We start from the raw sequence: 12,569 nt of genomic DNA, 5'->3' as shown, positions 1-12,569 counted from the left end.
TCTCTAATCTCTCTGCATACTAATCCGGATAGGAGAAATCTTTATGCCTTCATTCATTTATTTCTTGATAAGAAAGAGAAGTGCAATTCGTCCTACGTATGTACCTATCATCTTTCTGAACATCATATATTTCTTGGTATATTCTTTGTTCGGAAGAGGATATAACCCATGTTTCCTTAATTTTCTGATGGCATGATTCAAGGATATCAACGAATGTTTCAAGCGGATATTGTTAACCAGATAATCCATCGAGAGCTGGGCAATACGGCGGTTGAGTGCCTGGCGCTCTGCTACAGGAACCGTATCGAGCAACTTCTGAAGATGTAGAATTACCTCCAGTTTATTGTCCATGTGGATATCTATCTTATTCTTATTTTCTAATTCACCAGGTGCGTATTTGTCCACTCTATTATAATAAGGTGAGGTCTGAGTCTTGAATATTCGTTCTGCCCGTAAGAAGAGTTGTGGTGTGAATTCCTCGTCCTCGCCGAAACTGATGTTTGGTGAGAATAACAGGCTACCCACAATGGCGCGGCGGAATATATAGGAACAGGCTGAGCCTAAAAGGGTATTGTTGTTGAGATATTCTGTACCGCTGATAGGGGTAGGGAGTTCGTAAGATGGTTCTCCTGTATCATCCTTGCTGAAACAGAATGTAACGATATCTGGTTCGTGGAATCTCACGATGTCAAGGCAATGTTCATAGGTTGGCTGAAGAAGATAATCATCTCCTTCTATAAACTGGATGTATTTTCCTTTGGCTAAGTATATGCCATAGTTGCGTGCCATACTGCTGCCTAAGCCTGGTAATCTTAAATAGAGCAGGTTATCCAGCAACTCTTTTATCTGGCTGGCTACCAATTCTTCGCTATCATCATCAACGAGAATTATTTCCCTCTCTTTGGCATTGAGCGAAAGCTGAAGGATACTATTGATGCATTCTACAAGATGTTCCTTCTGATGGTTGCTTGTAGTAATGATGAAACTCACCAATGGTGAAGATATCTCTGATATTAATTCTTTCTGCATAAGTTATTCTTTTTTATGACTGCAAAGATAATAAAAAGATTTAATTTACGTATTAATAGTAGTACAAAAAACATAAAAATGGAAATAGTTTGTTCTACTGATAGTAAATATATCATGCCGACCGGTATCATGTTGACCTCTTTGTTTGAGAGCAACAGAGGAGAAGTTGTCAATGTACATCTCTTGCATGATCAGGATTCTGCTGCATTATTGGATTCTATCAGAACCATAGCTGCCCGTTATCAGCAAAATATTCATTTCTATCTAATTAATGATGATATCTTCAAACATTTTCCAGTTGGTCTGGATTTTCAAGTAGATCATGTAGGAACTTCGTTTGCTACTTATTATCGTTTATATCTTACGGAAATTCTGCCTGCTGATATTGATAAGGTTATCTATCTAGATGGCGATATTCTGGTTGTGGATAAACTTGTTAAATTGTGGAATACTTCTGTTGAAAACTATGCAATTGCTGCTGTTCCAGATAGTTATAATAATAAGATAGAACACTATAATCGCCTGCGTTATCCCCAAACTTTGGGATATTTTAATGCAGGTATGTTAGTTGTCAATCTGAAATATTGGCGTGAAAAGCAGGTTCTTTCCAAATTCTTTGATTATGTGAAATCTAATACGGAAAGGTTGAGATGTCATGATCAGGATGTACTGAACTATCTGTTTAAGAATTCTAAGTTGGTATTACCTATCAGATATAATGTACTGAATGAGTATTGGTTTGATTTGCGTTATTCTCTTATCTCCTGGGAATTTGATGAACAGATATTGGAAGCTCAGGCTCATCCGGCCATCATCCATTTTACGGGTATTCCTAAACCATGGTATAAGAACTGCAAGCATCCATGGAAAAAGGAATTTGATAAGTATAAAGCGATGAGTCCTTGGCGTGATGAAAAAGAAAAGCGCTGGATGCCATTGAAGTTCTGCCTGGAGAAAATGGCCATAAAACTGGTGGTAAGCATGGGACTGCGCAAATCTGATTATATTGTAGAAAATAGGTATATTGAATTGTCTTAAGTTTCTGATATTCAAGTATCTTATAAATAAGTATCATATAAAGTTATGAAGATTCTGTTGGTAGGTGAGTCTAGTTTGCTACATAATACTCTCAAGAAGGGATTAGTAGAACTTGGACATCAGGTAACGCTGATGTCCGACGGCAATGATTGGCACAACTCTCCTCGTGACATCGACTTGCGCCGTAATATGGTGCGTTATGGAAGATGGAGCGGGCTTATGGTGTTGTGGAAAATAGTCTGCAATCTTCATAAGATATGTGGAAATGATATTGTTCAGGTGCATAACTATCAGTTTGTGCCTTTGATGGGTTGGTGGAACATGCTGATATTCTGGTTTCTCAAGTTTACCAATAAGCGAATCATTAAAGGCTGTTTTGCCGATGACCCACATCTGTTCAGGCAACAGACCAAGGGTATTCCAGCTTATTCTGATACTTTTTGGAATGGTAAATTACAGAATATCGAGGAGAATAAAGAGCGTATGGCTTTTCATTTCATGCCTCAGTTTGATAAGTGCTGGCATACTGTATCTTATCATTCTGATGCTTTGATAGCCTGTCTTTATGAGTATTATCTCGGCTACGATGTTTCTGAATTTCATAAAAAACTCTACTATATTCCTCTCCCGATGATAATTCCTGCTATAGATGAAAACAGGCAGAAAGGGAATGGTGAGGTTATCAAAGTGCTTGTAGGTTTACAACCCAAGCGCGAGTATCTGAAAGGTGCTTTAAAGATAGCTCATTTTGTAGAAATCTTGGCAAAGAAATATCCTGGTAAGATAGAACTCAAATATGTAGAAGGAGTAGACTATGATGAATATTGCCGGATGCTGGATGAAGCAGATGTTCTGGTAGATCAGTTTTACAGTTATACTCCATCCATGAATTCGTTGGCAGCCATGGCACGTGGTACGGTGGTTATCGGTGGAGGAGAGGAAGAATATTATGAGTTCATTGGCGAAACAGAATTACGTCCTATTATCAATGTGAGTCCTGAGTATTCAGAATCTCAGAATGTGGCAATCATCGAGCAGGCGTTCTTCGTCAAGGATAATCTTGCTAAGCTGTCTTCTCAAAGTGTAGATTTTGTAAAGAAATATCATAATTATACTTCTGTGGCTAGCACTTATGTGAAACTTTATGAAAAGCTTCTGGCCAGTTCCAACTAAGTTACTCTCTTTTGTCCCGTGATAAATGGTAAATATCTATATATAAACCATGTAACGAGTGTAGTACATAAATATACAATCAAGAATACGCCTACTACTGATAAGTAGTTTCCTGAATAAGAAAGGTGTAGGTGATTGCATATTTTTCCAATACAGAAAGGAATGCCTCCACATAGGAAATAGTATACGATACAATGTCTTCCAGTCCACTCTAACCATTTACAAGATGGAATCTTTTTAAAGAGAGTTGTGGTGGCAAGAGTACCTATCAAAATATTTAAGATAAATAGGGGATAATTAGTTATGTTAATACGCCATATAGTCATCATAACATATGTTCTATCCACATATATCTTAATCGTTATCCACAGTATTAATAACAGAATAATTTGTGATATCTTTATTTTTTTATAAATGCTTTGCTCATGTTTGTGGATTATATATCCTATACAACAGAAAAACATGGCTTGCAATGAGTTATCTAATTGCCAAAAGTAACAGTCTGTAGTTTGCGGTAACCATCCAGATATGCCAAAAGCGATAGTGCAGATAGGTAGAATATACCTATCTTTCTCATGAGTTATCCATAGTGATATTGAAAAAAGAATTTCAGCTACTATCAGTGCTGCAACAAACCAAGAAGCTTTCCCCATGATAATGGATTGAAATATATTCAAAATATCTATACTCGCTCCATGAACAATTGCTTTTGGAAGTGCTAGAAGTGATGTAAAAATAAAGTATGGCATTAGCAAACTTCTCCCTATAGATTTCATTTTATGAGCTATACAGAATTGCTGTTGTGGCTTATACATTAAATAACCCGATAAAATGAAAAAAAAGACCAATGCATCCGTCAAATACAGATTTTGGTTAATGATATGATAATCTAGATAATAAGATTCTGTATGGTCTAGCAAAATAGCTAACATACAGAATCCTCGCAAATTATCTATCCATCCTATTCTTTTTAAAGAATTAATTGATGTTGTATTGTTGTTAATATATCTTCCCATTTTTTTAAAATGTTTGATTTGTCATATTTATTTCCTGTTTCTAAGGCATGTATCCCTAACTCTTTTCTAAGATGAGAGTTGCTAATCAGTTTGGTGATAGCCTCTGTGAAAGCATTCTGATTATCTTGAGTTACGATAAGTCCGTTATATTCGTTTTGAATAATATCACTTGCTCCATATTTGAAGTTAAAGGTTACAGATGGTAGTCCGCATGCTTGAGCTTCTAACATTACAATACCTTGACCTTCATAATGTGAAGACATTATGTGTAGACTATAGTTGGGATATATTTCCATCATATTTTCTCCTCTGCCACACAATTTTACCTGTTTTTCCAATCCTAAACTTGTAATTTGCTCTTGTAATATATGGTAAAGTGAGCCGGTTCCATAAATATCAAGTTGCCAGTCGGGATATAGTTTGGCTACGTCTTTCCAACAGGTAATCAATCTGTCAAAACCTTTCTGTTGTTCTAATCTTCCTACAGCAATAGCTTTTTTGCAACTGTAGTCTTTTACCTTTTGATGAGGTATGTTGATAAAGTTGGGGATAACGTATACATTCTTTGCTAATTGAAATTCTTTAGCATCGTCATGAGTCAGACAAACTACGGCATCAGCTTTTCTTTCCATTAATCCGAATAGTGCGTGAAAAGGATTGAATGAACGTGCCAAATGTGATTCGTATATTCGTTTTGCCTTGGTATGACAAAGAGGTAATAACAACGCTCCCAATGTAGTTGTAAAGAAAACTACGTCGGGATTAATCTGTTTTATTGTTTTATTTAATCTGTAAGCTGCTAATAATAGTGTAATTATTCTGCTTAATAGCTTATATACTTTATTTCTTGTCTTCTTGGCAAAAGGAACATGAAGATGAATCAGCCGGATACCTTCATTTAAGATGTACTGTTGTTTCCGTTTATCTTCATATACAGAAATAACAGTAACCTGATGATGATATTCTTGATAGAATGTATTAGCCTTCATGGAAACGATTCTTTCAACGCCTCCATTCTCAGAATAATCTTCTATAACATAAACTATGTTCATTTTCTTTTCCATAGAAACGAGTTTTTTCCTATTTTATTTTTTAAAATGTTTTTAATGATGTTCCATCTAAACCTAATCTGCTGCCATTTGCTGAATTTGCTCCCTTTTCCATTGCAGGAATTGGTAGCTGGATGGCGACGGAACGAGATAAGTCTGTCATCTATGAATTTTACAGAATATGTAAATGCTGCCACATTTCCTATCCAGATATCGTACATGGGAATATCTTTAGGAAAAGGTAATGCAGCATCTTTTACGCATCTTGTAAATGCCATACAACAACCTGTATATCCGTTTTTCCACAATGCGTTATATATTTTGTTTTTACTTACATGCAGGAGCTTGAACAGCGACGGAAAAAGAATATTCAGATGTTCATCTGTTACTTCTGCATTGCTGATTACACAATCATATTTCTGTAGCCATTTCATACAAGTAGCTACTTTATTAGTCTTCCATACGTCATCTTGGTCTGAAAGAAATATGTAGTCTCCTTGTGCATGATGCAGTACATTTTCAAAATTTAGGGTAGGAGAATGCTTTTGTGGACCAGGTATGACCCTTATTCTTGGATCTTGGAATGTCTTGATAATGGATAGGGTTGCATCGGTGGAGCCATCATCAGAGATAATAACTTCATCGTTGGCATTTAGTTGCTTCAATATAGAAGCAATCTGTTCGCCAATATACTTTTCACCATTATATGTAGCAATACACACAGAAATCATTTTCTTGTTATAGTTAATATCTATTTAATGAAAATATCATATTTTTTATCAATATAAGGAGTCGTGATGTCTCCTGCGTCTAAGATGGAGTGGAATAGAAATGCAGAATTATATTTTTTATTCTTGTTATTTTGCAGAGCTTTCCATTTGTTAGGATAGTTAGCTTTGTATTTGTTTGACATCCATATCCAACAGCCAGGATAATGCAATGCTTCTGCTTCTTCTCCGTGTCCGAAGATTCCTTTTTCTCCCAAACTTTCTGCATGATCAGAAAGATAGATAATAATGGCATTCCGATTTCGGAACCTGTTTCTCACTTCATTCCAAAAGAAGTCGGAATAGAGTACGGAATTGTCATAGGAGTTAAAGAATTCTTCTTTGGTGTTGGCAGATAGTACTCTGCTTTTAAGTTCTGGTTTCCAACGGGCATATTGGTGTGTATAATGTATGTTATACCACCAGTGGGAACCTATTGTATGTAAAATAAATAAGTTTCTTCTACCGAAGTTCTTATTCAGAATTTGCTTGTCTAGTAATGGTAGGATATCTTCGTCCAGCCATTGGTCGAAGATATAAACCGATTTTCCGTTATTTACGTAAATAAGCGAATCTGTTTCTTTCATGAAATAAACGTAAGTATCAATACTTTCTTGGTTGGCAATCCATGTAGTATGGAAGCCTGCTTTTTTGAAAATATCAATAAAAGATCTTTCTTTATAGGCTGCATCCAGATTCTTTGGGCATGCTCTGGTAAGCAAATATGGTACACTGGTATGCGTAAATCCATATTCTGAATAAATATGAGGCATGGATACAATGTTGCTGTCTGTCATCAGAAAAGGAGTTGTTGCTCTGTGATAGCCGTTGATTTGCATGTTTTTAGAGCGTAGGGTTTCACCTATGATGAAGACAACATCTATAGAGTCACTTTTACAGATTCCTTTCTGCTTGAAAGCCGGTCTGTTTTCTTCTATGATATTTCTGTTATCTAAATAATCATTGATGGAGAAATAGATAACGAAAGGAATGCGGCTCTTGATAGGTAAGGATATTCTTGGAATACTGATGTATAGCGTAAGCCCAATGAAGGCTAGTATAAACTGAAGCCAAGAATGGGAAAATCTGATGTATTTAATACGAATATAAATGATACCTATACATATCAATTCTGTCACAATAACAAACAGTATCAACGGAATGGTAACAACGTCCATGGTTGTTCTGAAATCGTTGGTTATAGATAAATCTATAGTTGCTGCTGTAAGTGAGATTTGAGCAGTATATCTAAAGTATGTAGCTACAGAGCAAGCTAGGGTATATATAGGATAAAGTATGGCAAAGACGTATTTATTGCTAGCTATACACCACATAAATAGGAATATAGCTATTTCTATTACCAGAAATTGTGCGATAAGGATAAATAAATCTTTCATGCCTCTGAAAGGCATATTGTAGAAGTCACCCATGGTGTATAATACTCCTGAAAGAAGAGTCAGCCCTATGAGGAATAGGACTGACTTATAAAGTTGTTTCTGTTTCATTTTCTTGTTATTTGATAATGGCTATTTTACAAACCACTCCTCTTTCTCCTTCGGAAGTAGCAGTTTCTACCATATATATGCCACTAGATACTTTTCTGCCTTTTAAGTCGCACTGGTTCCATGTGTAAGTACCTCCGATGCTTCTACCTTGGTTTACCAGAACTCCATTGCTTGTTACAATCTTTACATCAGCGTCAAATGTTAATCCTACGATTTTCACGAGTCCAGTATAATCCGGTTTTACAGGATTTGGATAGGCATAAACATCATTTTTGTTCATTTCATTGCTTGGTAGAGTAACATCACTCATATATGAACAAAGTCCTTTAGGAGTTGCAAAATATACTTTTCCGGAAGGCTCTATCAGAATGTCAAGTATTGTATTGGATAGCAGCGGAGAATTCTCAGATGTAAAGTGCTGTATCTGCGTATTGCAATCAGAACTGATGAGATATACACCATTTGATTTGGTTCCAAGCCATTTTCTGTTTCCTCCATCTATGGCTATACTTCTTGTATCTATTCCGTCTAGCAGATAATCGGCATAATTGGTACCATCGTTTCTTGGTACCTTATGCTGGGTTACTTCTTGTGCTCCCAAACGTATGTTGTCTGCCGACAAGTAAAGAGGGCCACTGCTAGTGCACATCCATATATTTCCTTCTCTATCTTCTTTTATCTTGTAAAAAAAGTTTGGAGTAATTTGAACACCATCTTCATTTATGTAAGTAGGGCCGTAAGTATGCAACGTATTTTTTATATAGTCGTATGCATATAATTGGCTTGTTTGCCAATAGTTGGATAAAAACCACATTTTATTGTTTGTTCTACTGATGAATAGACATCTTAAATCATCATTGTATTTAATCTGTGAACAGACATCTAGGGACTTCCATTGTTGATTTTTATCAAGGGTCCAAAAACAGTTTTCTACAGAAGAATTGAATACCCATAGTGTACCTTCTTTATCATACATGAGATCTGAGACCAGAATATAGTTATCATCGTTGACACATGATAGGAATGGACTATTGTTTCTATTGTAACATTTTATGAATTCTCCATCTTGAAATTCATAAAGTCCACTCTTGGCAGCTACCATCACGTGTCCTTCTTTTGTTGGATCAAAATCCATGCTTAGCCAGTCTACGTTGCGATGACCAAGAACATCATTAGATGGTTGTTCAAATTCAGACCAGTTTTCTCCATCCCATACATGAACTTCTCCTGGGTAACTTCCATCATTCTCTTGTGAATAGAAACCACCAGTAGCATAGAGTTTTCCGTTGTGAAAGAAAAGATTGTAGAAATTGTTAGAAGCAGGTCCTTTAGGAAGTATTCCTTCTGTCTTATAAACAGGTTCATTATTCGAATCTACTGTATAATAAGTAAGTTTTCCTTCTTTGGTAGTTGTCCACCAAAAGCCTGTTCCTTTATCATATACAAGTTTCTTGTTTTCAGAAAGCTGTTTGTAACTTCCAATTTTTGTCCATTCTTTAGAATTCAGTAAATTACCAGTTAGTTTTCCTTTATATAAGCCAGCTTCTTTCGAAGCTGCATAAAGGCAGTTGTCTTCTATATAACTATAGTTAACATTAAAGCCCAATTTGTATGTATCGAGTATTTTTCCTTCTTTTGTATCTAGCTTAATAATTCCAAAAGAGAGAGATAAATAAACATTTGCCCCACTTATATTTATATGGTTTATCTGTTTATTATCTGTCATACTTTTCAGATACAAATCAGGCACATTAACTACATTTCCATTGGCATCCAACAGGTCAATATTGCCATTGGTATATGTAATTACCAATTTTTTGGTAGTCTTATTCCAAGCTATATGATTAATATCAAAGTCGGAAAGAGTGTTTGCTTTATCGTATGTCGTAACTGAACCTTCTTTTATATGATAAGAAAAAAGTCCGTTAGATGCTAAGGCAAACACTAGGTTTCCTGCTGGCTCGATTTCTGTTATATCATTATAACTGGTGTATATTTCCCAACTTTCCTTATCTGTGGCCGATAAGGGAAGTACCATGAATAGTATTGTAATTAATAATGTTATTGTCTTCATTGTCTGTTATTTTAAAGCCTAATACTATATTAACTGCAAATATAACTATTTATTGTTTTTATAAACAGATACTTATAGATATTTTTGAAGTTGATGTTGGATGGGTAAAACGATGGCTTTTTTTGCTATCCATGCTGTGAGGATAATAAAAGCGAGGGATAGGATGAATTGGAATTCTTGATGTGGATTTCCTTCTCCATATCGTTTAAGAAATATACTCTGTATGATGCGAAAGCAGAGATTATGACAGAGAAATATTTCAAAACTGATGCTGCCTAGCCATAGCAAGAGTTTATTATGGAATATCCTAATAAAACAACCTTTACCTTGATCTCTTGCTGTAAAATAGAATACGGTTATGGCTGATGGTATCCAATAAATAACGGCACAGCGAATGTTCGGATTGCAATGGATTGATAGGAAATACATTGCGATAAACAGCAATACCACTCCCATATCCGATAGGTTTACTTGCCAGAAAGAAGTTGAGTTTGTTATCTTATCGGCTATTTTTTTACCTTTTTCTGATCTGCATACTTTATATAAAAGGATACCTATCATGAAATCTATCATTCTGAATAATGGGTGGGCATAAATGTAGCCGGCTGAATAATCTGCTTGTGCACAGAGCGAGATACTGATATAAACTGCCATATATATACTTATTGTTGCTAATAAGTATAACCAGGAATGTCGCATAATCCAAGCGTATAAATACTTGAATATAAGATAGAAGAAGATAAGATCAGAAATAAACCATGTAGCTGCATTGAGATGAGCCATAAAGTCATGTGCCGGATACCAGGTTTGTATCAACAGCGAATGGGATAGAATCTGATACCATGGTAATATACGCCCTAATCGCCAATCCATTAATATGAGAATGGCGAGAATCAGAATATGCAGAGGATAGAGTTTGATGATACGGGAAAGGAAAAAATTTCTGTTTCCCAATACTTCTTTCTGTAGTTTTTCTCCTTTGCTTAAAGAGAGTACAAAACCACTGATAACAAAGAAAATGGCAACAGGAAACTCGCCCAAGTAATTGATTAAATCTTGGGATATGGGTAGGGTGGAATGCGAAATCACAATCATTAGGATAAGAATGAATCGCAGGGAATTGAGTGTCCTGATCATGATGCCTTTTCTTTGTTATAATGTTATTCTATTCTGTATTGAACAAGAATAAATCTTATTTCTTTTTCAAATACTCTACCAATTTAGCCACGGCTCTGGCTCTGTGGCTGATGCCGTTCTTGATTTCCTCACCTAGCTCAGCAAAACTCTGGTCATAGTCTTCTGGCACGAAGACTGGGTCGTAGCCGAAGCCTTCGGTACCATGTTTCTCGGTGGCGATATGGCCGTTTACGATACCCTCGAACTGGTGGATTTTCTTGATGCTGGTGCAGCCGCAAGGACATACATCCTGCTTCTCGATGTAGCAGATAACGGTGCGGAAGCGGGCCTGGCGGTTTTTCTTGCCGTTCAGTTCTCTCAACAGCTTAGCCATGTTAGCCTCACTGTCGTGGTCGGTACCCTCAGCATAGCGGGCACTGTGAACGCCAGGGGCACCATCAAGTGCCTCTACCTCCAGACCGGTATCATCGGCAAAGCAACTTACGTGGTAATGGTCATAAACATACTGCGCCTTCTGCAAGGCGTTCTCTTCCAATGTGTTGCCTGTTTCAGGAATATCCACATCGCATCCTATTTCCTTCAGCGATACTACCTCGTAGCCGCTGCCCAGGATGTCGCGAATCTCCTGGAGTTTATGCTGGTTATTTGTTGCAAAAACTATCCTTTTCATAAGTTTATAATTTATAGTTAATAGTTTATAGGGCATTCTTGCAATAGTGCTTCTTGCTATACGGCAAAGCCGCTATAAACTTTAACTTTTAATTGTTTTAATGTCTTTATCTTTGATTTTCACCTTCATCTCATCAAATCCCTCGCCATACACACCGATTACGGAACTCTGACTTACAAAGGCATTTGGGTCGATGATCTTGACGATACGGAAGATGGTGACGCTCTCGTTCTTCTTTGCCAGAATACAGAGCACCTTCATCTTGTTGCCCGTGTACCAGCCATGGCCATCGAGAATGGTTACGCCATGATCCATCTGCATACCGATGGCATTGGCTATCTCCTGATATTTCTTGCTGAATATCATAAACTGTACACTCTCTCGCTTGGCATTCATCACATAGTCGAGTACCAGGTTTTCTATCACCATCGTACAGAGACCGAATACTACCTTTCTAACGGCGTCTATCGCGGTAAACTCTGGTTTTGCATTGAAGACGAAGAATGAACTGCCCACGATGAGGAGATCCACGAAGATAAGCACACGGCCCAGCGAGATGTTGTGATATTTGTTGACGATGGCAGCAATGATATCCGTTCCACCTGTACTTCCATTATGCAGAAAGACGATGGCGAGTGATAAACCCGTAAACAGACAGCCGATGATGAGCGACATGAAGTCCTGTCCCTCTCCCAATATCTGCACCATCTTGCCATCTTCACCTATCATCCAGTCTTGCGCCAGCGCCAGGAATAGGGAGAGCATGATGATGGCATAGACGGTCTTCACCATGAATTTGAATCCCAGAATCTTCAGCGCGGCAAGCAGCAAGGCGGCATTAATGAGAAAATAAGACAAATAGATAGGTATCCCCGTGCCGTAGTAAATCACGGCTGCGATACCCGTTACGCCACCCGTTACTATCTGGTATGGAAGCAGGAAAATGGTCCATCCAAATGTGTAAAGCAAGAGTCCAAGGGTGATGTAGAAATAATCCTTGCACTCATTCTTAATTGTTTGACTGATTGCTATTTGCATAATATTTTCCTCGTATTTTAAAAGTAGTTAAGGAGTTAAAGGGAGTCAAGAAGTTAAGACAACAGTTTTTGTT

11 protein-coding genes are annotated in these 12,569 nt (G+C 37.0%); 2 read left to right on the top strand and 9 right to left on the bottom strand.

Annotated elements, in window-relative coordinates:
• Positions 1–57: 57 nt before the first annotated feature.
• Positions 58–1,029 (bottom strand): glycosyltransferase family 2 protein, encoded by a 972-nt coding sequence (locus KUA46_RS12900; protein ID WP_218487473.1) that lies wholly within the window; start codon positions 1,027–1,029, stop codon positions 58–60.
• A gap of 15 nt (positions 1,030–1,044) precedes the next feature.
• On the opposite strand from KUA46_RS12900, the gene KUA46_RS12895 reads away from it, so the two are divergent.
• Together KUA46_RS12895 and KUA46_RS12890 are read left to right on the top strand one after the other, a co-directional pair.
• A complete protein-coding gene (locus KUA46_RS12895; protein WP_218487472.1) occupies positions 1,045–2,067 on the top strand; it encodes a glycosyltransferase family 8 protein in 1,023 nt (340 codons plus the stop codon).
• 45 nt (positions 2,068–2,112) lie between these two features.
• Positions 2,113–3,240: a glycosyltransferase gene (locus KUA46_RS12890; RefSeq protein ID WP_218487471.1), complete on the top strand. Its 1,128-nt coding sequence runs from the start codon at positions 2,113–2,115 to the stop codon at positions 3,238–3,240.
• Here the strand turns inward: KUA46_RS12890 and KUA46_RS12885 are convergent.
• From KUA46_RS12885 to KUA46_RS12850, 8 genes are all read right to left on the bottom strand, one after another.
• Entirely contained in the window at positions 3,237–4,256 is a 1,020-nt protein-coding gene (locus KUA46_RS12885) for an acyltransferase family protein (protein WP_118085716.1), read from the bottom strand. The genes KUA46_RS12890 and KUA46_RS12885 overlap by 4 nt on opposite strands.
• On the bottom strand, positions 4,211–5,320 hold the full coding sequence (locus tag KUA46_RS12880; RefSeq protein WP_218487470.1) for a glycosyltransferase family 4 protein: 1,110 nt from the start codon (positions 5,318–5,320) through the stop codon (positions 4,211–4,213). Before KUA46_RS12880 ends, KUA46_RS12885 begins: the two co-directional genes overlap by 46 nt.
• On the bottom strand, positions 5,305–6,036 hold the full coding sequence (locus tag KUA46_RS12875; RefSeq protein WP_118416268.1) for a glycosyltransferase family 2 protein: 732 nt from the start codon (positions 6,034–6,036) through the stop codon (positions 5,305–5,307). The genes KUA46_RS12880 and KUA46_RS12875 overlap by 16 nt, the downstream gene beginning before the upstream one ends.
• A gap of 20 nt (positions 6,037–6,056) precedes the next feature.
• Positions 6,057–7,577 (bottom strand): phosphoethanolamine transferase, encoded by a 1,521-nt coding sequence (locus tag KUA46_RS12870; protein ID WP_218487469.1) that lies wholly within the window; start codon positions 7,575–7,577, stop codon positions 6,057–6,059.
• A 7-nt stretch (positions 7,578–7,584) separates the two neighbouring features.
• Positions 7,585–9,651: a Por secretion system protein gene (locus tag KUA46_RS12865; protein ID WP_218487468.1), complete on the bottom strand. Its 2,067-nt coding sequence runs from the start codon at positions 9,649–9,651 to the stop codon at positions 7,585–7,587.
• Between the two features lie 72 nt (positions 9,652–9,723).
• On the bottom strand, positions 9,724–10,788 hold the full coding sequence (locus tag KUA46_RS12860) for an acyltransferase family protein (RefSeq protein ID WP_218487467.1): 1,065 nt from the start codon (positions 10,786–10,788) through the stop codon (positions 9,724–9,726).
• A 55-nt stretch (positions 10,789–10,843) separates the two neighbouring features.
• Positions 10,844–11,458, bottom strand: coding sequence for a non-canonical purine NTP diphosphatase (locus KUA46_RS12855; protein ID WP_256625068.1), 615 nt, complete (start codon positions 11,456–11,458; stop codon positions 10,844–10,846).
• 81 nt (positions 11,459–11,539) lie between these two features.
• On the bottom strand, positions 11,540–12,496 hold the full coding sequence (locus KUA46_RS12850; protein ID WP_218487465.1) for a YitT family protein: 957 nt from the start codon (positions 12,494–12,496) through the stop codon (positions 11,540–11,542).
• Positions 12,497–12,569 lie beyond the last annotated feature (73 nt).

This window comes from Segatella copri (assembly GCF_019249765.2).
GTDB lineage: Bacteria > Bacteroidota > Bacteroidia > Bacteroidales > Bacteroidaceae > Prevotella > Prevotella copri_K.
Note: the sequence above shows the minus strand (reverse complement) of the source record. Positions and strands in the feature narration are given on the sequence as shown.

Bases quoted from the DNA above. Each gene is read 5' to 3' on its own strand.
- KUA46_RS12900 (WP_218487473.1), bottom strand. From the start codon at position 1,029: ATGCAGAAAGAATTAATATCAGAGATATCTTCACCATTGGTGAGTTTC.
- KUA46_RS12895 (WP_218487472.1), top strand. From the start codon at position 1,045: ATGACTGCAAAGATAATAAAAAGATTTAATTTACGTATTAATAGTAGT.
- KUA46_RS12890 (WP_218487471.1), top strand. From the start codon at position 2,113: ATGAAGATTCTGTTGGTAGGTGAGTCTAGTTTGCTACATAATACTCTC.
- KUA46_RS12885 (WP_118085716.1), bottom strand. From the start codon at position 4,256: ATGGGAAGATATATTAACAACAATACAACATCAATTAATTCTTTAAAA.
- KUA46_RS12880 (WP_218487470.1), bottom strand. From the start codon at position 5,320: ATGGAAAAGAAAATGAACATAGTTTATGTTATAGAAGATTATTCTGAG.
- KUA46_RS12875 (WP_118416268.1), bottom strand. From the start codon at position 6,036: ATGATTTCTGTGTGTATTGCTACATATAATGGTGAAAAGTATATTGGC.
- KUA46_RS12870 (WP_218487469.1), bottom strand. From the start codon at position 7,577: ATGAAACAGAAACAACTTTATAAGTCAGTCCTATTCCTCATAGGGCTG.
- KUA46_RS12865 (WP_218487468.1), bottom strand. From the start codon at position 9,651: ATGAAGACAATAACATTATTAATTACAATACTATTCATGGTACTTCCC.
- KUA46_RS12860 (WP_218487467.1), bottom strand. From the start codon at position 10,788: ATGATCAGGACACTCAATTCCCTGCGATTCATTCTTATCCTAATGATT.
- KUA46_RS12855 (WP_256625068.1), bottom strand. From the start codon at position 11,458: ATGAAAAGGATAGTTTTTGCAACAAATAACCAGCATAAACTCCAGGAG.
- KUA46_RS12850 (WP_218487465.1), bottom strand. From the start codon at position 12,496: ATGCAAATAGCAATCAGTCAAACAATTAAGAATGAGTGCAAGGATTAT.